This is a genomic window from Mucilaginibacter sp. 14171R-50 (assembly GCF_010093045.1).
Lineage (GTDB): Bacteria > Bacteroidota > Bacteroidia > Sphingobacteriales > Sphingobacteriaceae > Mucilaginibacter.
Genome location: NZ_CP048115.1, coordinates 4,433,743 through 4,452,447, shown reverse-complemented (window position 1 = coordinate 4,452,447; position 18,705 = coordinate 4,433,743). Strand labels below are relative to the sequence as shown.

Annotated in this window: 19 protein-coding genes; 14 read left to right on the top strand and 5 right to left on the bottom strand. The window is 45.1% G+C overall.

Features of this window, described 5'->3' with window-relative positions; genetic code table 11:
• Positions 1-13: 13 nt before the first annotated feature.
• Positions 14-2,443 carry an outer membrane beta-barrel family protein gene (locus GWR56_RS20150; protein WP_162432989.1) on the bottom strand — a complete coding sequence of 810 codons (2,430 nt, stop codon included), beginning with the start codon at positions 2,441-2,443 and terminating at the stop codon, positions 14-16.
• Positions 2,444-2,543: 100 nt separating this feature from the next.
• Positions 2,544-3,647 (bottom strand): redox-regulated ATPase YchF, encoded by a 1,104-nt coding sequence (gene ychF, locus GWR56_RS20145; RefSeq protein ID WP_162432988.1) that lies wholly within the window; start codon positions 3,645-3,647, stop codon positions 2,544-2,546.
• A gap of 199 nt (positions 3,648-3,846) precedes the next feature.
• Here ychF and mgtE point away from each other — a divergent pair, with 199 nt between their 5' ends.
• Positions 3,847-5,217 carry a magnesium transporter gene (gene mgtE, locus GWR56_RS20140; RefSeq protein WP_162432987.1) on the top strand — a complete coding sequence of 457 codons (1,371 nt, stop codon included), beginning with the start codon at positions 3,847-3,849 and terminating at the stop codon, positions 5,215-5,217.
• A 62-nt stretch (positions 5,218-5,279) separates the two neighbouring features.
• Positions 5,280-5,768, top strand: coding sequence for a DUF5362 family protein (locus GWR56_RS20135; RefSeq protein WP_162432986.1), 489 nt, complete (start codon positions 5,280-5,282; stop codon positions 5,766-5,768).
• A gap of 81 nt (positions 5,769-5,849) precedes the next feature.
• Here the strand turns inward: GWR56_RS20135 and GWR56_RS20130 are convergent, their stop codons facing one another.
• Together GWR56_RS20130 and GWR56_RS20125 are read right to left on the bottom strand one after the other, a co-directional pair.
• Positions 5,850-6,170, bottom strand: a complete 321-nt coding sequence (locus tag GWR56_RS20130) for a DUF3276 family protein (RefSeq protein WP_067052999.1) — start codon at positions 6,168-6,170, stop codon at positions 5,850-5,852.
• 124 nt (positions 6,171-6,294) lie between these two features.
• On the bottom strand, positions 6,295-8,082 hold the full coding sequence (locus GWR56_RS20125) for an ABC transporter ATP-binding protein (RefSeq protein ID WP_162432985.1): 1,788 nt from the start codon (positions 8,080-8,082) through the stop codon (positions 6,295-6,297).
• A 219-nt stretch (positions 8,083-8,301) separates the two neighbouring features.
• On the opposite strand from GWR56_RS20125, the gene GWR56_RS20120 reads away from it, so the two are divergent.
• From GWR56_RS20120 to GWR56_RS20080, 9 genes are all read left to right on the top strand, one after another.
• On the top strand, positions 8,302-9,387 hold the full coding sequence (locus GWR56_RS20120; protein WP_162432984.1) for a Glu/Leu/Phe/Val dehydrogenase: 1,086 nt from the start codon (positions 8,302-8,304) through the stop codon (positions 9,385-9,387).
• A gap of 49 nt (positions 9,388-9,436) precedes the next feature.
• On the top strand, positions 9,437-10,384 hold the full coding sequence (nusB, locus tag GWR56_RS20115; protein ID WP_162432983.1) for a transcription antitermination factor NusB: 948 nt from the start codon (positions 9,437-9,439) through the stop codon (positions 10,382-10,384).
• Between the two features lie 68 nt (positions 10,385-10,452).
• The gene (locus GWR56_RS20110; protein ID WP_162432982.1) at positions 10,453-10,902 is read left to right on the top strand and encodes a DUF1573 domain-containing protein; all 450 of its coding nucleotides are present in this window, start codon (positions 10,453-10,455) and stop codon (positions 10,900-10,902) included.
• Between the two features lie 10 nt (positions 10,903-10,912).
• The gene (yajC, locus tag GWR56_RS20105) at positions 10,913-11,236 is read left to right on the top strand and encodes a preprotein translocase subunit YajC (RefSeq protein WP_162432981.1); all 324 of its coding nucleotides are present in this window, start codon (positions 10,913-10,915) and stop codon (positions 11,234-11,236) included.
• 95 nt (positions 11,237-11,331) lie between these two features.
• Positions 11,332-12,279: a YbbR-like domain-containing protein gene (locus GWR56_RS20100; protein WP_162432980.1), complete on the top strand. Its 948-nt coding sequence runs from the start codon at positions 11,332-11,334 to the stop codon at positions 12,277-12,279.
• A complete protein-coding gene (gene coaE / locus GWR56_RS20095; protein WP_162432979.1) occupies positions 12,279-12,881 on the top strand; it encodes a dephospho-CoA kinase in 603 nt (200 codons plus the stop codon). Before GWR56_RS20100 ends, coaE begins: the two co-directional genes overlap by 1 nt.
• Positions 12,878-13,816, top strand: a complete 939-nt coding sequence (locus GWR56_RS20090; RefSeq protein ID WP_162432978.1) for an MBL fold metallo-hydrolase — start codon at positions 12,878-12,880, stop codon at positions 13,814-13,816. The genes coaE and GWR56_RS20090 overlap by 4 nt, the downstream gene beginning before the upstream one ends.
• Positions 13,816-14,004, top strand: coding sequence for a DUF5522 domain-containing protein (locus GWR56_RS20085; protein ID WP_162432977.1), 189 nt, complete (start codon positions 13,816-13,818; stop codon positions 14,002-14,004). Before GWR56_RS20090 ends, GWR56_RS20085 begins: the two co-directional genes overlap by 1 nt.
• Before the next feature lie 110 nt (positions 14,005-14,114).
• On the top strand, positions 14,115-14,564 hold the full coding sequence (locus tag GWR56_RS20080) for a MarR family winged helix-turn-helix transcriptional regulator (RefSeq protein ID WP_162432976.1): 450 nt from the start codon (positions 14,115-14,117) through the stop codon (positions 14,562-14,564).
• Between the two features lie 147 nt (positions 14,565-14,711).
• Here the strand turns inward: GWR56_RS20080 and GWR56_RS20075 are convergent, their stop codons facing one another.
• Positions 14,712-15,281, bottom strand: a complete 570-nt coding sequence (locus tag GWR56_RS20075; RefSeq protein WP_162432975.1) for a phosphatase PAP2 family protein — start codon at positions 15,279-15,281, stop codon at positions 14,712-14,714.
• 136 nt (positions 15,282-15,417) lie between these two features.
• On the opposite strand from GWR56_RS20075, the gene glmM reads away from it, so the two are divergent.
• The 3 genes from glmM (at position 15,418) to GWR56_RS20060 (ending at position 18,618) form a co-directional block, all read left to right on the top strand.
• Positions 15,418-16,809 carry a phosphoglucosamine mutase gene (gene glmM, locus GWR56_RS20070; protein WP_162432974.1) on the top strand — a complete coding sequence of 464 codons (1,392 nt, stop codon included), beginning with the start codon at positions 15,418-15,420 and terminating at the stop codon, positions 16,807-16,809.
• A 77-nt stretch (positions 16,810-16,886) separates the two neighbouring features.
• Positions 16,887-18,023 (top strand): cysteine desulfurase family protein, encoded by a 1,137-nt coding sequence (locus tag GWR56_RS20065; RefSeq protein ID WP_162432973.1) that lies wholly within the window; start codon positions 16,887-16,889, stop codon positions 18,021-18,023.
• 85 nt (positions 18,024-18,108) lie between these two features.
• On the top strand, positions 18,109-18,618 hold the full coding sequence (locus GWR56_RS20060) for a hypothetical protein (protein ID WP_162432972.1): 510 nt from the start codon (positions 18,109-18,111) through the stop codon (positions 18,616-18,618).
• Positions 18,619-18,705: the final 87 nt, after the last annotated feature.

Genomic DNA, 18,705 nt, shown 5'->3' with positions numbered 1-18,705 from the left:
GATTTTTTCTGCTTTATCCGTTGCCAACCCTTTCCATTTCATCTGTCGCGCTGCTGGCAGCCCGTTTGGTGGTTTTGTATGATTTGCCAAAACGGTAAGTAAACGATAGGGTAACCACCCGCGTATCTCTATGCAATAAAAAGTATTCAGTTGCATTAGGGAACGAAGTGAATCCTTCCATAGCGTTGGTAAAAAACAGGTCTCGGGCGTTAAGCCTTAACGTGCCCTTTTTACCAAATATTGGCCGCGATAAACCCACAGACACCTGCCCGGTAGGGTAAAGAAGTTCCTGCACATCATTTCGCGCTTTAGTAGTGTAAAAGCCTGTTAGTTCTGCGGTGTATTTGCCTATGGTAAATTGGTTGTTTACGTTTACGTTCAGCTGGTCTATCTCGGTTGTAAAGCTATTGCCATTAAAACCGCGCAGCTGTTTATGGTTGTAAAGCGCCTGCGCAGTAACCGACCACCATTTAACCGGAGAAGTAACCAATGTAGCCGATAGGCCGAGATTGTAAGTGCTGCCTACATTGCCCTGCGTGTATAAAAGTATGGCATCGTCGTTTGGCGCTGATAAGAATATCTGCGAAAAATAATTGGTGATGCGGCTATACGAAGCGGTGGTGGTAAGCAGTTCCTTGTATTGGTGGCTAAGTTCAAAATTCCAGCTTAATTGGGGTAACAGATAGGGATTTCCCGTGCTATAGGTATACTTGTTAATGATGGCATAAAACGGGTTAAGCAATTGAAACGGCGGGCGGTCTATCCTGCGGCTGGCGGTAAGGGTGAAGCTGTTAACAGAATCGGCCTGGTAGGTTAAATAACCACTGGGAAATAGCTGGCTGTATTTACGCGAAAACGACGAATCGGGCTGAACGGCATTGCCCAGTTGGTGCGCGTTATAACCGGTATGCTCGTACCTTAAACCGAGTTGGCCGGATACCTTGCCCATTTTTTTATCTAATGTACCGTACAGGGCGTGTATGTTTTCTTTATAAATAAAATGGTTTGTTTTGGCGTTGTCAACCTCCCACACCGATCCGTTCAGGTTTTCATACGCTGCCAGGTTATCTGTATTTGTTAAAGATGATTTCCACCCCAGGGCAAGTGCATCCGTTTTATTCAGCTTTAGGGTGTAATCAGCCTTGGCTGACGCTATCCTGATACCTGTAGGGATATTGCCCCTTGATAATTCGTGGTAACCGTTTGCAGCTACCAGTTGGTTCTCAAATGTTTGATCGGCCTTTATATCGTAGTGCAGATAGTCGGCATTCACCTCCAGATCCTGCGAAGCAGAAAAACCATGCCTAAGGTTAAGGTTTATGGTGCCGTTTTTGAAGCGGTTCCGGCTTTCGTTTGTGGTGTTAATAGCCGAGTCGGGCACACCCTGCGGGCTCAGCCAGTTGGCGTTTGCGCGGTTACTGCTGTTTCGCTTAACAGTGGTGCCGCTTATGGCGAAACCGATAGTGGTTTTGGGCGATATAAAGTAATCCATGCCTGTTTTTAGCGTATTGTTAAAGCTGTTACCCGGTAGGTACGAGTATTGATCGAACATGGCAGTTAACGCGCCGTTAGGGTCATAGTACTTGCGTAAGGCGTAAATATCCATCATGTATTCCACGTAATTAACGTTGTAATTCAGGAAAGTGTTAACCTTGCCCACGCGGTAATTTAACACCAGGCTATTGGTATTTTTTGGGTAAATGCCCTGCCCAAATGCTGTAGTTAACGAGCCGTTAAACCCTTTTATATTGTTCTTTTTTGTTTTGATGTTGATGATACCTGCATTGCCGTTAGCATCATACCGCGCTGTTGGATTAGCAATGAGCTCTATTTGTGCAACCTGGGTCGAGCTCATGCTCGTTAACAGGTTGTTCAAATCAGCACCCGACAAATAGGTGGGCTTGCTGTCAATCATCACCAGCACGCCGGGCTTGCCGTTTAAGGATATGCCGCCGTTTTTATCAACCATAACCCCGGGCGATTTTTCAAGCACCTCGAGCACAGTTAAGCCCGTATTGGTAACCGATGCCCCAACATCCAGTATCACTTTACCTTGCTGATGCTGTATAGGCGGCGTACGGGCCACAACACTTACTTCGTTTAAAGAAGTGCTGGCCGGCTGCAGGGTAACTGTTGCCGACGTTATTTTTCCTGGGATCTGGTACGTTGGTGTGGTTTGCTGCTGGTAACCGGTATAGGTAACCACAAAGGTATATGTACCGGCTTTTATGGCTTTAAAGTGTGCCAAACCCTTGTTATCGGTAACTGCGGTTAATACTGTTGCGTTGTCTTTTTGAAGTTTTACGGTCGCGGCTTCGGCGGGCTGGGCGCTTTCATTTAAAACAGCTATAAAAAAATCATGGGAATTGGCCTGCTGGCAAAACGTGTTAAGGGCACACAGGCTTAATAAAATACAACACGCTGCTGTTTTAAATGGCATCATAGATCAGTTTTTCCACGTAAGACATCCAAGCCGGAAAATAGTTACAAGAAAGGCCGCTTGTCGGCGGCCTTTCTTGAGTTTCTATGTATTTTGGTGATAATCACACATTAAAGCGGAAGTGCATGATGTCCCCATCCTCAACCACGTAGCTTTTACCTTCAACGCCCATTTTGCCGTTCTCTTTGATCGCAGTTTCCGAACCGTTGAACTTTACAAAGTCATCATACTTTATAACCTCGGCACGGATAAACCCTTTCTCAAAATCGGTGTGGATAACGCCAGCCGCCTGCGGCGCGGTAAAGCCCTGTGTAATGGTCCAGGCGCGCACTTCCTGCACACCCGCGGTAAAGTAGGTTGCCAGGTTAAGCAAGCGGTAAGCCGCCTTAATAAGTTTATTCACACCAGATTCGGTCAGTCCCAGGTCGTTCAGGAACTCCTGGCGCTCTTCATATGATTCCAGTTCGGCAATCTCGGCTTCTATCTGAGCCGATATCACCAGTACCTCGGCGCCTTCTTCTTTTGCTACCGCTTTTACCTTTTCTACATAGGCGTTACCGTTAACTACTGAACTTTCGTCAACGTTGCAAACGTATAATACAGGTTTGGCGGTAAGCAGCCAGATGTCTTCAATGTATTCCTTATCCTCTTCGGCAACAGGCGCGGTGCGGGCCGATTTGCCCGATAGCAGGTGGTTTCTGTAAATAGTTAAAACATCATACGTTTTTTTAGCCTCTTTATCACCGCCGGTTTTCGCCATCTTCTCAACCTTCTGTATCTTTTTCTCTATCGAATCAAGATCTTTCAACTGCAGTTCGGTATCAATGATCTCCTTGTCGCGTATCGGGTCAACCGAGCCGTCTACGTGTATCACATTATCATTATCAAAACAACGCAATACGTGTAAAATAGCATTTGTAGCACGTATATTGGCCAAAAACTGGTTGCCCAAACCTTCGCCCTTGCTGGCGCCTTTAACAAGGCCCGCAATGTCAACAATCTCAATGGTGTTGGGCACCACATTTTTGGGGTTAACAATCTCTGTAAGCTTTGTAAGGCGCTCGTCGGGCACGGTAATTACGCCCACGTTTGGCTCTATGGTGCAAAACGGAAAGTTTGCTGCCTGTGCCTTGGCATTTGATAAACAGTTAAAAAGTGTCGACTTACCCACATTTGGCAAACCCACTATACCACATTGTAAACCCATTATTTATAAACTCTAATTTCTAAATCCTAAAAAAATAAATTGACCCAATGACCCAATGACTCAATGACTCAATGACTCAATGAACCAACAAAGAAGCCGCAAAGATAACAGAAAAAACTGCCTTGTAATTTGAAAAAATAAACGACTTTTGCCTGCGTTACAAAAGGAAATAAGTACAAACATGTAAAACGGGCACTGTATGGAAGAGATGGTTGAGCAAATAGAACTACTACTGGAGCAAGAGGATAACACACAGCTGCAGGATTATTTGAACAACCTGAATATATCTGACGTAGAGCAACTTATTGACGAACTGCCGGAGCATGGCCCCAAATTCATCGAAACGCTTTCTATCAACAGGGCGGTAAATGTTTTCAGGATATTAGATTTCCCTACGCAGGAGCGCATTATAAAAAAGCTTTCGGGCAAAAAGGTAAGCGAGATCATCAACGAGCTGCCGCCTGATGACCGTACCGCCTTTTTCAGCGAGCTGCATGGCGACGCGGTTACCAAATTGATATTGCACCTTTCGCCGGCCGATCGCAATGAGGCACTATCGCTGCTGGGTTACAAGGAAGACAGCGTTGGGCGTTTGATGACCCCCGATTATATTGCCGTTAAAAAAAGCTGGGATGTAAACCGGGTGCTGTCGCACATACGCCGCTACGGTAAAAACTCCGAAACTATTGACGTAATATATGTAATTGGCGAGAACGGCATTTTGCTGGACGATATCCGTATCCGCGAGATATTGCTGGTAGCGCCCGAAACCAAAATAAGCCAGCTGATGGACGGGCGACTGATCTCCCTTAGCGCTAATGACCCGCAGGAAGATGCGATTAACGTTTTCAGGATGAATAACCGCACGGCACTGCCGGTAGTTGATGAAGAAAACATACTACTTGGTATTGTTACTGTAGATGATATTCTTTGGATAGCGAACGAAGAATATACCGAGGATATACAAAAAATTGGTGGTACCGAGGCTTTGGATGAGCCGTACCTGGATATCAACATCTTCCGCCTGGTAAAAAAGCGTGTGGGCTGGCTGATCATTTTGTTTATCGGCGAAATGTTTACGGCCACTGCAATGGGCTTTTTTGAAGGTTCTATAAAAAAAATGGTAGTGCTGGCGTTGTTTATACCGTTGATCATATCAAGCGGCGGCAATAGCGGCTCGCAGGCATCAACGCTTATTATACAGGCCATGGCGCTGGGCGAGGTTACCGTTGCCGAGTGGTGGCGCGTTATGCGCCGCGAACTGCTCTCGGGCTTAATGCTTGGCCTGACACTTGGTGTAATAGGCTTCTTAAGAATTTTCACCTGGACATTTTTTACCGATATATACGGCCCGCACTGGCTGCTGGTAGGCCTAACCGTTGGCATTGCGCTGGTAGGGGTGGTGCTGTGGGGATCGTTGGCGGGCTCAATGCTGCCGCTGCTTTTAAAGCGTCTTGGCGCCGACCCCGCAACCTCATCCGCGCCGTTTGTGGCCACATTGGTTGATGTTACCGGCCTTATTATTTATTTCAGCGTGGCGGTGTTATTTATGCAGGGTGTATTGCTGTAAGCTTGGTTTGGTTTGGGATAATTTTCTATATTTAAAAGAAATTTAAACCTTTATTAAACACAATGGAAATCGACGAAACACCGATGCAGCCGGCCGCACCAGAGCCGGAATCAAAACTAATTTTAACGGACGAAGCACAGTATTATTTGCAAAAAGCCGGGCAATGGGCCTACTTTTTAGGGATAATGGGCTTTATAGGTACAGCATTTGTAGCGATAATGGCGCTGTTTGTCGGTGCATTATTTTCAACTATGGCATCTATGAACCCCATGATGGCAGGCGCTGCCGGCATGGGTGGCGTAGTCACGTTTTTTTACTTGCTTATTGCCGTATTTACCTTTTTCTTCGCCTTATACCTTTACCAATTTGGCGATCGTGTTAAAAAAGCAGTAGCTTTTCAAAACACACAAGAGATGACCCTGGCATTAAGTAAGCTTAAATCTTTTTTTAAGTTTTGGGGTATTTTTACTATTGTGATCCTAGCCTTGGATATTCTGATATTTGTTATCTTCATAATTGCAGGTGTGGGTGCTGCAACTATGGCCAGGTAATAGGTAAGATATATAATACAAAAATACCCGCCTTTTGAGCGGGTATTTTTGTATTTTATTTAGGTTTGTTTAGTTCGCTTTTTAAAAGGAGAAATCCTCGTCGGCTTTGGCCACTTCGGTATTTTCGCTAAACTCATAGCGTTTTTCAACAACCTCCTGGTGGTCTTTTATGTAATCTACGGTGTCTTTTAACCCCTCGGCAAATTTTTCAAAGTCCTCTTTGTATAAAAAGATCTTATGCTTAATAAAAACCCCATCCTCTAAACGTTTTTTACTTTCTGTGATGGTCACATAATAGTCGTTAGACCTGGTAGCTTTTACATCAAAAAAATAAGTTCTCTTCCCGGCCCTTACCTTCTTCGAGTAAACCTCTTCACGCTCTCTGTTGTCAAAATCTCCCATATATTTTTTTTATTGTAATAGTTTTGGTGGCCTAAATATATATAAAAATTCAATTGCAAGTATATTTGCACAATAATTAAACTTTATTGAATCTTTTACGCCGAAAGCGGTAAATGGTTACCTATTAGGCCTGTTCTTCTTCCTCAAGCAATTGCTTTTCGTACAACTCAAAGTAAGCGCCTTTCAAATCCATCAGTTGGTTGTGGGTGCCTTGTTCAACTATTCTACCACCATCAAGCACCAGTATGTTGTCGGCATTTTTGATGGTTGATATACGATGCGATATGATCATGCTGGTTTTATCCTGCATAATACGCCCAAGGTTATTTAATATTTCCTCCTCGGTGCGGGTATCAACGGCCGACAGGCAATCGTCGAATATAAGCACCTGCGGATGCTTAACTATAGCGCGCGCAATGCTTACGCGCTGTTTTTGCCCGCCCGATAGCGTTACACCACGCTCACCTATCAGGGTTTCAAAGCCTTTTTCAAGCTCCATAATATTATTGTAAACAGCAGCATCTTTGGCGGCCTGCTCAACACGCGGCATATCCAGCACATCGGCACTAAAGGCAATATTGTGCGATATGATATCCGAGAACAGGAAAACCTCCTGGGGCACAAAACCTATCTGTGAGCGGTAATTATCCAGGTTTAAGCGGGTGAGCGGGGTATCGTCTACAAGTATTTCGCCGCCGGTGGTATCATACATGCGCATAATTAAATTACCTATCGTAGATTTACCGGACCCTGTACGCCCTATTATCGCTACCATTTCGCCGGGATTTACCGTAAACGATACGTTATTTAAAGCGGTGATACCTGTATCTGGATACCTGAAAGATACATTTCTGAACTCTATTTTTCCTTTGAGTGTGTGCGGCGCGGCAGGGGGCGATATGATCTCGGGCTGCTCATGCAGAAACTCGTTTATCCGTTTTTGCGAAGCTGCCGCGCGCTGTATCAGCGAGGTTACCCAGCCCAGCGATATTACCGGGAAGGCCAGCATATTCAAATACACTATAAACTCGGCGATATTACCCGGGGTGATGTTGCCCTTCATTACCTCGACACCCCCGATGTACATAGTGATTACATTACTTAACCCTATCAGCAGCAGCATAGAAGGAAAAAACAGTGCCTGCACTTTAGCCAGCGCCATGCTTTGCGTTTTGTAATCTTCGCTTTCTTCGGCAAATTTTTGGCGCACAAAACCTTCGCGCACGTAGGATTTGATGACCCTGATGCCCGAAAAATTTTCCTGTACAAAGCTGGATAAGGCCGAAAGCCGTTGCTGTATCTTTTCGCTGCGAAACTCGATGACCGTGTTTACATAAAATATGATGACTGCCAGGATAGGCAGGGGGAGTACCGAAAATATAGCCAGCCTTACATTTACCGTTAGCATGGCATATATTACCAGTATAAACAATATAACCGTGTTAATGGTGTACATGATACCCGGCCCAAGGTACATGCGCACACGGCTTACATCCTCAGTAACGCGGTTCATCAGGTCGCCGGTGTTGTGGCGGCGGTAAAATGCCAGCGATAACACCTGGTAATGGGCGTAGATCTCGTTCTTCAGGTCGTATTCGATATGCCGCGACATCAGGATAATGGTTTGCCGCATAAAAAACAGGAACAAGCCCCTTAGTAAGGCCAGCATTAACACCAATGCGCCGAAAAGCAACAGGCTGGAGCCAAAAATATCATAAATAATGTGCTGCCTGTTAAACCCGTCGAAAAGCTGGTACACACCAATGTTTTCGGTAACCAGGTCAAAGGCAACGCGGATAACCTGGGCAGGCAGTACCGCAAAGATGTTTGATATGATAACAAACAGCACACCGGGCACCAGCCGCCAGCGGTATTTATAAAAGAATTTATTGAGGTATGCGAGTTCTTTCATGTGTTTTGAAGTCCGGAAAGTCAGTAAAGTCCGTAAGACCGGAAGATGCTGCCTGTATTTCAAAAGTACAGGTTTAATAATAACTCCAAAGTAAAAAGTAGCTGTGATATCATCTTTCGGACTTTCCCTCTGCCGACTTTCTGACTTATACTTTGCCACAATAAAAAAAACCGTTAGTTTTGCAGTGCTAACAAACAATTACATTTGCCGCTACCACAAATGCCCGCTCAACAGCCAACTACAAGTATCTTTAACCAGCTCGATGTTTTCGGACACAAGAAAGTTGTGTTTTGCAGCGACCCGGATACCGGTTTAAGGGCCATTATAGCTATACACGATACAACGCTTGGCCCGGCATTTGGCAGCACACGCATGTGGGCCTATAAAACCGAAGGCGACGCTTTGAACGATGTTTTGCGCCTTTCTAAAAGCATGACCTATAAATGTGCCATAGCAGGGCTTAACATGGGCGGTGGCTACTCGGTTATTATAGGCGACTCGCGCAAGGATAAAACCGAAGCGCTGATGCGTAAGTTTGGCCGGTATATCAAAAACCTTAACGGCGAGTTTATCACATCGGAGGATGTGGGCACCAACCCGCGCGACATGGAGTACATACGCATGGAAACCCAGCACGTAACCGGGATACCCGAAAGTCTGGGCGGCAGTGGCGACCCCGCGCCAATTGCGGCAAAAGGCGTGTTTATGGGGATAAAAGCATGTGTAAAAGAGCAGTTTGGCAGCGATAGCCTTACCGGCAAATCGGTAATTGTGCAGGGCATAGGCCACGTGGGCGAGAGCCTGGTTAAACTGCTGCGCGACGAGAATGCCAAGGTTTATATAAGCGACATTAATGACGAGCGCACACGCCAGGTATCAAAGAAATATGGCGCCGAGGCGGTATCAAACAATTCAATTTTTGATATCGATGCAGATATTTATTCGCCCTGTGCGTTAGGGGCTACCATTAATACCGAAACCATTAAGAAAATTAAATGCGGCATTATCGCGGGCTCGGCCAATAACCAATTGCAGGACGAACAGGAGCATGGCAAGATGCTGCTTGATAAAGGCATCCTTTTTGCGCCCGATTACGTTATAAATGCGGGAGGTATTATTAACTGCTATTCGGAGTTAATGGGTTTTAGTAAAAAGCGCACCATGCAGCTTACCGAAAATATTTACGAAGCTACGCGCAATGTTTTAAAACTTTCTAAGCTCGAAAGCATTTCTACAACTGACGCGGCAAACAAAATTGCCGAAAAACGTATTGCTGATATTAAAAAAGTAAAATCAACCTATTAAAAATTTATCATAGGCGTGCATAAGGCGCGGCCATAATCGTTCTTACAACATGTTAAACAGAAGGCACCTCAGGGTAAAAGTGTTACAATCGCTGTACGCGTTCCACCAATCGGATACTAAAGAAATCAAGGCACATGAAAAACATCTGCTGCACAGTATCGACCAGGTTTTTGAAATGTATATATGGATGCTATCGCTGATAAGCGAAGTTATTGAATATGCAGAAATCGATGCTGCGGAGAGGGCTAACAAACATTTACCCACAGCCGAGGATCTGAACGCGAGTGTAAAAATATTAAGCAACCGATTTATCCTCTCGTTAAAAGAAAACAAGGATTACCTTGCCGCCCTTAAAAAGTATAAGGTGGAGTGGTCGTTCGACCCTGAACTGGCAAAATCTTTATTCACCACCCTGAAAAAATCAACGGAATACGCCGAATATATAGCTAAAACCGACGACACCATACAAACTGACAAAGATATCATCAAATTCATTTTCAAGAAGGTGATCCTAAAATCGTCGTTAGCCGAACAGGTGTTCGAGGATAAATTTATTTACTGGCCGGTTGACCGCGAAGTGCTGCAGGCGCTGATCGCCAAAACGTTCAAGAATTTCTCGTCTGACAATTATGCCGAAAATAAACTGGCCGAAATTAGCGGTAATTGGGTAGAGGATAGGGAATTTGTGATCAATCTGTTTGAGCAAAGCATCCGTCACGATGCCGCTTACCAGGAGCTTATTGCGCAAAAGACGCAAAACTGGGAACCCGACCGTATTGCCATGATGGATACCTTATTAATGAAAATGGCCATTGTAGAATTTATTAACTTTACATCTATCCCGGTTAAAGTTACCATTAACGAATACCTGGAGATATCAAAAGAGTTTAGTACGCCTAAAAGTAATTCGTTTATAAACGGTATATTAGACAAGATTTTGTTTGAGCTTAAAGCCGACAACAAAATAAAAAAGATAGGCAGGGGGTTGATAGAGTAGGTATAAATGTGCAGATGAGCCCATCTTAAAATGTATAAAGAATTCATTAAATCAATAAATAAGTTCAGATGAAAAAGCTGTTTTTATGTGCAATTGCTGCCGGTTTGTTAATTACAACGGCCTGCAACCAATCAAGCCACAGTGCTAATGCGGCCGTTGCCGCTACCGGCAATGTCGCCGCAACTAACGCGCCTGTAATGAAGTTTGAAAAAGAAACGCATGATTTTGGCAAAATAAAAGAAGGCGAAAAAGTTACTTACGAATTTAAATTTACCAATTCGGGTAAATCGCCATTGATAATTAAAGATGCAGTTGCCACATGCGGCTGCACCAAGCCCGAGTGGCCTAAAGCACCTATACAGCCCGGCCAGGCCGGTGCAATAAAGGTTACCTTTAACAGCGCCGCCAAAATGGGCCTGCAGGATAAACAGATAACTATTACAGCTAATACCAACCCAGCCCAGAATATGGTGCATTTAATTGGCGAGGTTACCACTGCATCAACTACTACTAAATAATAATTATATAATGATAGCAACAGTTTTATTACAAGCCGCCGGCGGGGGAATGGGTTACCAGCAATTGATAATGTTTGGCTTAATTGCCATTGTGTTTTACTTTTTTATGATACGCCCCCAGGTTAAGAAACAAAAAGATCAGAAAAAGTACGTAGAAGAGCTAAAAAAAGGCGATAAAATAATTACAACCGCCGGTATACACGGTAAAATATACGAAGTTGCTGATACAACCTTCCTGATAGAGGTTGAAGGTGGTACGCGCATCCGTTTTGATAAATCGGCTGTATCGTTAGATGCCTCTAAGGCGCTTAATACACCGGTGGCTACTAAGTAAGGTTCAAAGGTAAAAGGTTAAAAGCGAAAGGAAAACCTTTCGCTTTTTTGTTTAAAGCCATTTACCCTTTACCTTTACTCTTTCACCTCAACAACATGGCAATAATCAAATTATCTGCAATTGAGCGCCGGCGGTTATCAGCCTTTGTTACCTGCCTGGTGCTTGCCATATTTGCATGGTTGTTCACTTCGTTATCAAACCCATATAAATATACGGTTAGGCAGGCGGTGCATTTCAGGAATGCTCCCCAAAAGCGCGCGTTTCATCCGTTACAGGCCGATACGGTTAATGCTATTGTGCAAGGCACCGGCTGGCAAATGTTGTTTTCGAAAATCAACGAGGATAAAAAGGTAATTGACGTTGACCTGCGCACGCTTGATACCCGGAACTATGTGGTGTTAAGCGCTCAGTTACGGCAAATTAACGCCAAACGGGAGGTTGGCCGCGAAATTATAGCGATCACTCCGGATACGCTCTTTTTTGATTTTAGCAGCCGTACGGTGAAAAGGGTACCTGTAGAACCGGTAATTGCCATAAGTTATCAAAAGCAGTTTGCACAGTCGGGTGATGTTAGCATTAAACCCCGATACGTAACCATCAGTGGCCCCGCCGAGGCGTTGAGCAGGATAAGATCATGGAAAACTGATTCGATAAAAATAAATGCCGCCAACGAAGACTTTAACGGCCGGATTAACTTACAGGGCGCCAAAGAGGGTAATTTGAATATTGTGCCCAAAAATGTAATTGTGAACATCCCCATTGATGAATACACCGAAAAAACGATCGAGGTACCTGTTAAACTGATCAATAATCATAATTATTACGATGTAAAGGTATTCCCGCAAAAAGTTAAGGTAACCTTAACCACATCGTTAGGTAATTTCCCCGACCTTAATGAAGATGATTTTGAGGCCGTAGCCGACCTTGAACTGTGGCGACACAGCGGTTATAGCATGCTGCCGGTAAAGGTAACCCGTTTGCCATCGTACAGTAAAGTGGTTAAAATAGAACCCCGGAACATAGATTTCATTATCAAAAAATAATGTTGAAGATAGGCATCACGGGCAATATAGGCAGCGGCAAAACAACAGTCTGCAAAATATTTGAAGTATTGGGAATACCCGTATTTTATGCGGATGAGGCGGCAAAAGAGGTAATGATAGCCGATGCAACGTTAATGACCGGCATAAAACAAGCTTTCGGCGCTGATGCCTATTTCAAAGACGGCACCCTTAACCGCAAGCATATAGCAGCGATAGTGTTTAACGATAATGAGCAGTTGAATAAACTGAATGCGCTGGTGCATCCTGCTGTTTTCAGGGCGTTTGATAAATGGGTGCTGCGTCAAAAAGATGCACCTTACGTGCTAAAAGAGGCCGCAATATTATTTGAAAGCGGTTCGTATAAAATGTGCGACAGGACCATAATGGTTTCCGCACCGTTAGAGCTGCGCATCAAACGCGTTGCCCGCCGCGATGGAATAAGCGCCGGCGAAGTTAAGGCCCGCGACGATCGCCAGTTTACCGAAGAACAAAAGCTGAAAATGGCCGATGATGTTATTTTTAACGATGATACCCAACCAGTAATTCCGCAAGTGCTGAAACTGCATCAGCTGTACTTGTCCCTTGCCCCGCAATATCAATGATCCTCGATGATTTTATCGCCTTTAATGCAAATGGCCTTTACTGCCGTTACGCCGATTTTTACCTGGACCCGCAGGCGCCTGTTAGCAATGCCGTGATATCCCACGCTCATGCAGACCATGCTGTAAGTGGTAATACCAACGTTTATGCTACCGCGGCTACCATTGCCTTTATGCAGCTGCGTTATGGCAAAAGCGCGGCAAAGGTGAGCTATACAGCGGCATATAACGCGCCTTTTACCATTGGCGATGTGCAACTAACCCTTATACCCGCGGGGCATATGCCGGGCTCGGCACAGGTGCTGATGGAGTATAAAGGCACACGATATTTATATACCGGCGATTACAAGTTACAACCCGATAGTACCTGCGAGCCGTTCGAATTTGTAAAAGCTGATGTGTTGATCACCGAAAGTACTTTTGCCGACCCCAACACCGCGCACCCCGATCCGGTTGAAGAGATCAAAAAACTAAACGATATTAAAATAAATATCCTGCTTGGGGCTTATAGCCTGGGTAAAAGCCAGCGCCTGATCAGGATGATAAACGATTATGCGCCGCAAAAAAAAATACTGGTGCATCACCGGGTGATGCCTGTTAACGCCGTATACCAAAAAATGGGTTTTGACCTGGGCCCTCACCGGATATATGGCCGTAAATTGATGAAAGAGCAGTTGGAATACGTGTATATAGTGCCCCCCTTTACTTTTGATAGTTATCTAAGGGCAACAGGTGTTAAGCGCCTGTTTGCCTCCGGGTGGAAAAACCTGCAGGTAAATGCGCAGGACAGCCTTTTTATATCGGACCACGCCGACTGGAACGATATCATTAAAGTCATCAAACAAGCCCAGCCCACGCAAATATGGACCCTGCACGGCAACGGTACACACCTTAAAAATTATTTTAATAATAATATTTTTGTGAAATTGCTTAGCTGATGCTGCAGGAGAATGTTGATTATTACATAAACGAAGACGGTAATTTTGTTTTTACCAAAGAGTACCACCTAAAGCGCGGCTACTGTTGTAAAAATAAATGTTTACACTGCCCATGGAACTACGGGCGCGAGGACGATATCAATGGAGAATCAAGACATTTAGATGCAAGAGTCAAGAAAGAAACATAATCTAAACCAATAAGTTTACAATCAATATGCTTTTTTTACTCTTGTCTTGATTCTTGGTTCTTGACTCTTGATTCGCATAAAATAGGTTATATTTGAAGGATATTTTTATCATGGGAATAGAGGAAGATATTAAAAGCACCAATTTTGAAGATAATTATCATAAAGCGGTAATTAACCTTTCATATACATCGGGCTGGATAAACAACCATATGCGCCCTCATTTCGAGCGTTTTAACCTTACGCAGCAGCAATTTAACATACTGCGTATATTACGCGGGCAATATCCAAAGCCAGCCACGGTAAACCTGCTTAAAGAGCGCATGATCGATAAAATGTCCGATGCTTCGCGTATTGTCGATCGCCTGGTTCAAAAGGGCCTGGTATCGCGTTGCACCAACTCCCGCGACCGCCGCGCTGTTGATATCCGCATCAGCGATGAAGGGTTGGCCATCCTCAAAAAAATGGACGCTGATTTTAAAACCAAAGATTTTTTTAAACAAAACCTCACCGAAGAAGAAGCCGGCCAGCTAAGCGACCTGCTGGATAAGATGAGGGGATAGTGAGATTTACGATTTTAGAATATTGGGCGCTTTACAGCGCCTTTTTTGTTCTCAAAAACGCTTGTCAGTCGAGCTTGTCGAAGACTCATACGCGCGGCAAATGGTTCGACAGGCTCACCATGACAATGTTATTTGTATAAGAGTACGCTACACCTTAAACCCCGGCACCACCTTCCTAAATCCAACCGCGAACAATATTCCTACTAAACTGCCGTAAATAGCGCCGCCTGTAACGTCCAGCGGGAAATGTACACCCACATAAACCTGCGCAAAACAAATAATGGCCGCCCATAATAATGTTGCGGGTAATACCCATCGCCGTTGCTTGTAAAACAACCAGCTTAAAAACGCGGCAATGGCAAAATGATCGGTAGCATGGGTAGATGGGAAACTATAGCCTGTACCGCAAGGCACCCGGCTAACTACCCGTTGCGAGGTAACCGGGTCGCGGCAGGGGCGCAGGCGATGGGCGTATGGTTTGATCAGGCTGGCGCTTGTATAATCGGCAAATCCCACAGCCAGGGCCAGGAAAACTATCAGTATAACGCCCTGCTTTTTATACTGCCAAATGCAAAAACCTATGATGAATAGGTATAGTGGTATCCAAAACTTAGGGTTGCGCATCAGGGGCATCAGCCAGTCGAAAAAAGTATTAGACAGGTCGTGATTGATCAGGTAGAATATATGCCGGTCAAAGTGTAGCAGGTGGTCGGCCATTGGCTTTTATAAGGTGATACTTAGTGTTCTCAATAGCGGGTAAATATAGCTAATAAAATCTCGCTTAAAACTACATCAATTTTACACTGCTATCATTTAAATATTTCTATTTTTGCAGCTTAACATCACATACGTTTTGACACTCATAAAATCAATCTCAGGCATCAGGGGTACCATAGGTGGTGCAGCCGGCGAAGGGCTAACTCCTTTAGACATTGTTAAATTTACCTCGGCATATGGCAGCTGGGCTGTAAAACGCACCGGCATAAAAAAGATAGTTGTCGGCCGCGATGCCCGCCTTTCGGGCAGTATGGTAAACAACCTGGTGATAGGAACCTTACAGGGTTTGGGTATTGATGTTATAGATCTGGGCCTGTCTACCACGCCAACTGTTGAGGTTGCCGTGCCCGACGAAAAGGCCGCCGGTGGTATCATCCTTACTGCCAGCCACAACCCAAAGCAATGGAACGCCCTGAAATTACTGAACGAAAAGGGCGAATTTATAAGTGATGTTGATGGGAAGGAAGTTTTAGAGATCGCTGAAAACAGCGATTTTACCTATGCCGACGTAAATGACCTTGGCAAGCTAACCAACGATGATAGCTACCTGCAAAAACATATTGATAAAGTTTTGGCTTTGCCGCTGGTTGATGTAGCTGCCATTAAAAAGGCTAATTTTAAAATAGCTATCGACTGCGTGAACTCAACCGGTGGTATATTTATCCCTGCCTTGCTAAAGGCGCTGGGTGTAGAGGTTGTTCACGAGCTTTATTGCGAGCCTGACGGGCACTTTCCGCACAACCCGGAGCCACTGCCCGAAAACCTGGTTGCACTGTCGCAGGAGGTTTTAAAAACAAAAGCTGACCTTGGGATAGCTGTTGACCCTGATGTTGACCGCCTTTGCTTTGTATGCGAAGATGGCAGTATGTTCGGCGAAGAATATACACTGGTAGCTGTTGCCGATTATGTGCTTAAAAACACAAAGGGCAACACAGTGTCAAACCTTTCGTCAACCCGTGCCCTGCGCGATGTTACCGAAAGCGCGGGTGGCGAGTACCATGCTGCTGCCGTAGGTGAGGTAAACGTGGTGAACAAAATGAAAGAGGTTAACGCCGTTATAGGCGGCGAAGGTAATGGCGGGGTTATTTATCCCGAACTGCACTACGGCCGCGATGCCCTGGTGGGTATAGCCTTATTCCTTACGCATTTGGCTAATTACGGCAAGCCGGTATCGGTTTTAAGGGCATCGTATCCGGGCTATTTCATATCAAAAAATAAGATAACGCTGACACCCGAGATGGATATTGACGCCTTGCTGTTGAAGGTTGAAGAAAAATACAAACAACAGCCGCACTCTACCATCGACGGGTTAAAAATAGAGTTTGATAAGGAGTGGGTGCACCTGCGCAAATCAAATACCGAGCCTATTATCCGCATATACTCTGAGGGCAATTCAGAAACCGTTGCAGATAACCTGGCTAACAAGATAATTACCGATATAAAGGAAATTTTGAATTTAAACGAGTAACAAGTTGCGCCTTTGGGGTTGGGGAATCCTGTTTGGCCGGCTGTTATTTTACTGACTTATTATTAATTAAAGAAACGATGCGAGTTTATTTTGACAACGCCGCTACTACCGCGCTTGATCCAGAGGTTATCAAAGAAATGTATAAGGTTATGGAAGGCCAGTTTGGCAATCCATCATCTATACATGCCCACGGGCGCGAGGTGCGTACTTTAATTGAGCGATCACGTAAAACCATTGCCGGTTTGCTGCATACTTCGCCTGCCGAAATATTTTTTACCAGCGGCGGCACCGAGGCCGACAATACCGCTATACGCTGCGGCATTGTAGACCATAAGATAACGCATGCCATCACCACTAAACTGGAGCATCATGCCGTGGTACATACCCTGCAGGCTATGGAAAAGGCCGGTGTTATCAAATTAAGTTTTGTAGATGTTAACTGTAAAGGCAACGTTGATTACGACCACCTGGAGACCTTACTGAAAAATAACGACCGTAGTTTTGTATCGCTGATGCATGCCAATAACGAATTGGGCACCCTTACTGATATTGAACGCGTAGGCAACATTTGCGAGGCTTATAACGCGCTTTACCATAGCGATACGGTACAAACTGTTGGCCATTACAAACATGATCTTAGCAAGCTTAAATTGCATTTTATGGTTTGCGCGGCGCATAAGCTGCACGGGCCAAAAGGGGTAGGCTTTCTGCATATCAATAGTAAGGTTAAAATAAACCCCATGATTTACGGCGGCGCGCAGGAACGCAACATGCGCGGCGGCACCGAAAACGTTTACGGTATTGCCGGACTTGCCAAAGCGCTCGAGATGGCTTACGCTGATATGGATGCACATCAACAGCAGATACAGGCCCTGAAAAGCTACATGAAGGCGCAACTGGAGCAAAACATTCCGGGCGTTCAGTTCAACGGTGAAACCGACCCGGCTAAAAGCCTGTATACTGTACTAAATGTATCATTCCCGGAAATGGAAATGGCCGATATGTTACTATTTAACCTGGACATTGCAGGTATATCTGCATCGGGCGGCAGTGCATGCAGCTCGGGTACGGATATTGGCTCGCATGTGTTAACCGCTATCGGCGCAAACCCCAACAGGCCTTCTGTCAGGTTCTCATTCTCTAAATACAACACCCGGGACGAGGTAGACTATACGGTAGCTAAGTTACGTGAGTTGTGCGCTGTTGTAATTTAAGTTAAATTATTTTCATTTATTGAAAATAAAGGCAAACAATCAGTTTGCTTCATAGGTTAGTTATGTACAATTAAAAACAAAACCTATGATGACTACAGAAGAAAACACCTGGAACAACGATTCAACTGATCAGGGCCAGGGCGGAAGCTCAAATTCTTTCGGTAACGGCGGTAATGCCGATACCACAAATCAAAGCAGCGACAATGCCGGTACAGGCAGCGACACAACACAAAACAATCTGGATGATACCGAAGGTGGCGGCAACACTACCGGCGGTTACGCATCAAGCCAGGGCACCGATAGCGGCCAGGACTCCGGTGGCAGCACAACGGGTGGTTACGCAAGCCAGGGCGACGGCATGGGTAACAATGCCGGTGGCAATACCACCGGCGGTTACTCAAACCAGGGTATGGGCGGCGGTAACAGCGCCGGCGGCGAAGATCTGGGCGGCGGATCTGATCTGTCGGGCGATGGTATGTCTGACGGTGAAATGGAAGGTGACGACGAACTTGATACAGACTCGGAAGATATGGGCCTGGATGAAGGAGAAGATTCGGACACTACGGGCGGCGGCGGCAGCCAGGGTTCTTTTTAAGCAAGCGCTTTATTTTGTTTTAGAAGTACGGGTTGCTGCCTCATGTTCTCGTATTTCTAAAACAAAATGCTGTTTTTGCCAAAACTG

Excerpts from the sequence above, each read along its gene's own strand:
- GWR56_RS20150 (WP_162432989.1), bottom strand. The coding sequence starts at position 2,443 with ATGATGCCATTTAAAACAGCAGCGTGTTGTATTTTATTAAGCCTGTGT.
- ychF (WP_162432988.1), bottom strand. The coding sequence starts at position 3,647 with ATGGGTTTACAATGTGGTATAGTGGGTTTGCCAAATGTGGGTAAGTCG.
- mgtE (WP_162432987.1), top strand. The coding sequence starts at position 3,847 with ATGGAAGAGATGGTTGAGCAAATAGAACTACTACTGGAGCAAGAGGAT.
- GWR56_RS20135 (WP_162432986.1), top strand. The coding sequence starts at position 5,280 with ATGGAAATCGACGAAACACCGATGCAGCCGGCCGCACCAGAGCCGGAA.
- GWR56_RS20130 (WP_067052999.1), bottom strand. The coding sequence starts at position 6,170 with ATGGGAGATTTTGACAACAGAGAGCGTGAAGAGGTTTACTCGAAGAAG.
- GWR56_RS20125 (WP_162432985.1), bottom strand. The coding sequence starts at position 8,082 with ATGAAAGAACTCGCATACCTCAATAAATTCTTTTATAAATACCGCTGG.
- GWR56_RS20120 (WP_162432984.1), top strand. The coding sequence starts at position 8,302 with ATGCCCGCTCAACAGCCAACTACAAGTATCTTTAACCAGCTCGATGTT.
- nusB (WP_162432983.1), top strand. The coding sequence starts at position 9,437 with ATGTTAAACAGAAGGCACCTCAGGGTAAAAGTGTTACAATCGCTGTAC.
- GWR56_RS20110 (WP_162432982.1), top strand. The coding sequence starts at position 10,453 with ATGAAAAAGCTGTTTTTATGTGCAATTGCTGCCGGTTTGTTAATTACA.
- yajC (WP_162432981.1), top strand. The coding sequence starts at position 10,913 with ATGATAGCAACAGTTTTATTACAAGCCGCCGGCGGGGGAATGGGTTAC.
- GWR56_RS20100 (WP_162432980.1), top strand. The coding sequence starts at position 11,332 with ATGGCAATAATCAAATTATCTGCAATTGAGCGCCGGCGGTTATCAGCC.
- coaE (WP_162432979.1), top strand. The coding sequence starts at position 12,279 with ATGTTGAAGATAGGCATCACGGGCAATATAGGCAGCGGCAAAACAACA.
- GWR56_RS20090 (WP_162432978.1), top strand. The coding sequence starts at position 12,878 with ATGATCCTCGATGATTTTATCGCCTTTAATGCAAATGGCCTTTACTGC.
- GWR56_RS20085 (WP_162432977.1), top strand. The coding sequence starts at position 13,816 with ATGCTGCAGGAGAATGTTGATTATTACATAAACGAAGACGGTAATTTT.
- GWR56_RS20080 (WP_162432976.1), top strand. The coding sequence starts at position 14,115 with ATGGGAATAGAGGAAGATATTAAAAGCACCAATTTTGAAGATAATTAT.
- GWR56_RS20075 (WP_162432975.1), bottom strand. The coding sequence starts at position 15,281 with ATGGCCGACCACCTGCTACACTTTGACCGGCATATATTCTACCTGATC.
- GWR56_RS20065 (WP_162432973.1), top strand. The coding sequence starts at position 16,887 with ATGCGAGTTTATTTTGACAACGCCGCTACTACCGCGCTTGATCCAGAG.
- GWR56_RS20060 (WP_162432972.1), top strand. The coding sequence starts at position 18,109 with ATGATGACTACAGAAGAAAACACCTGGAACAACGATTCAACTGATCAG.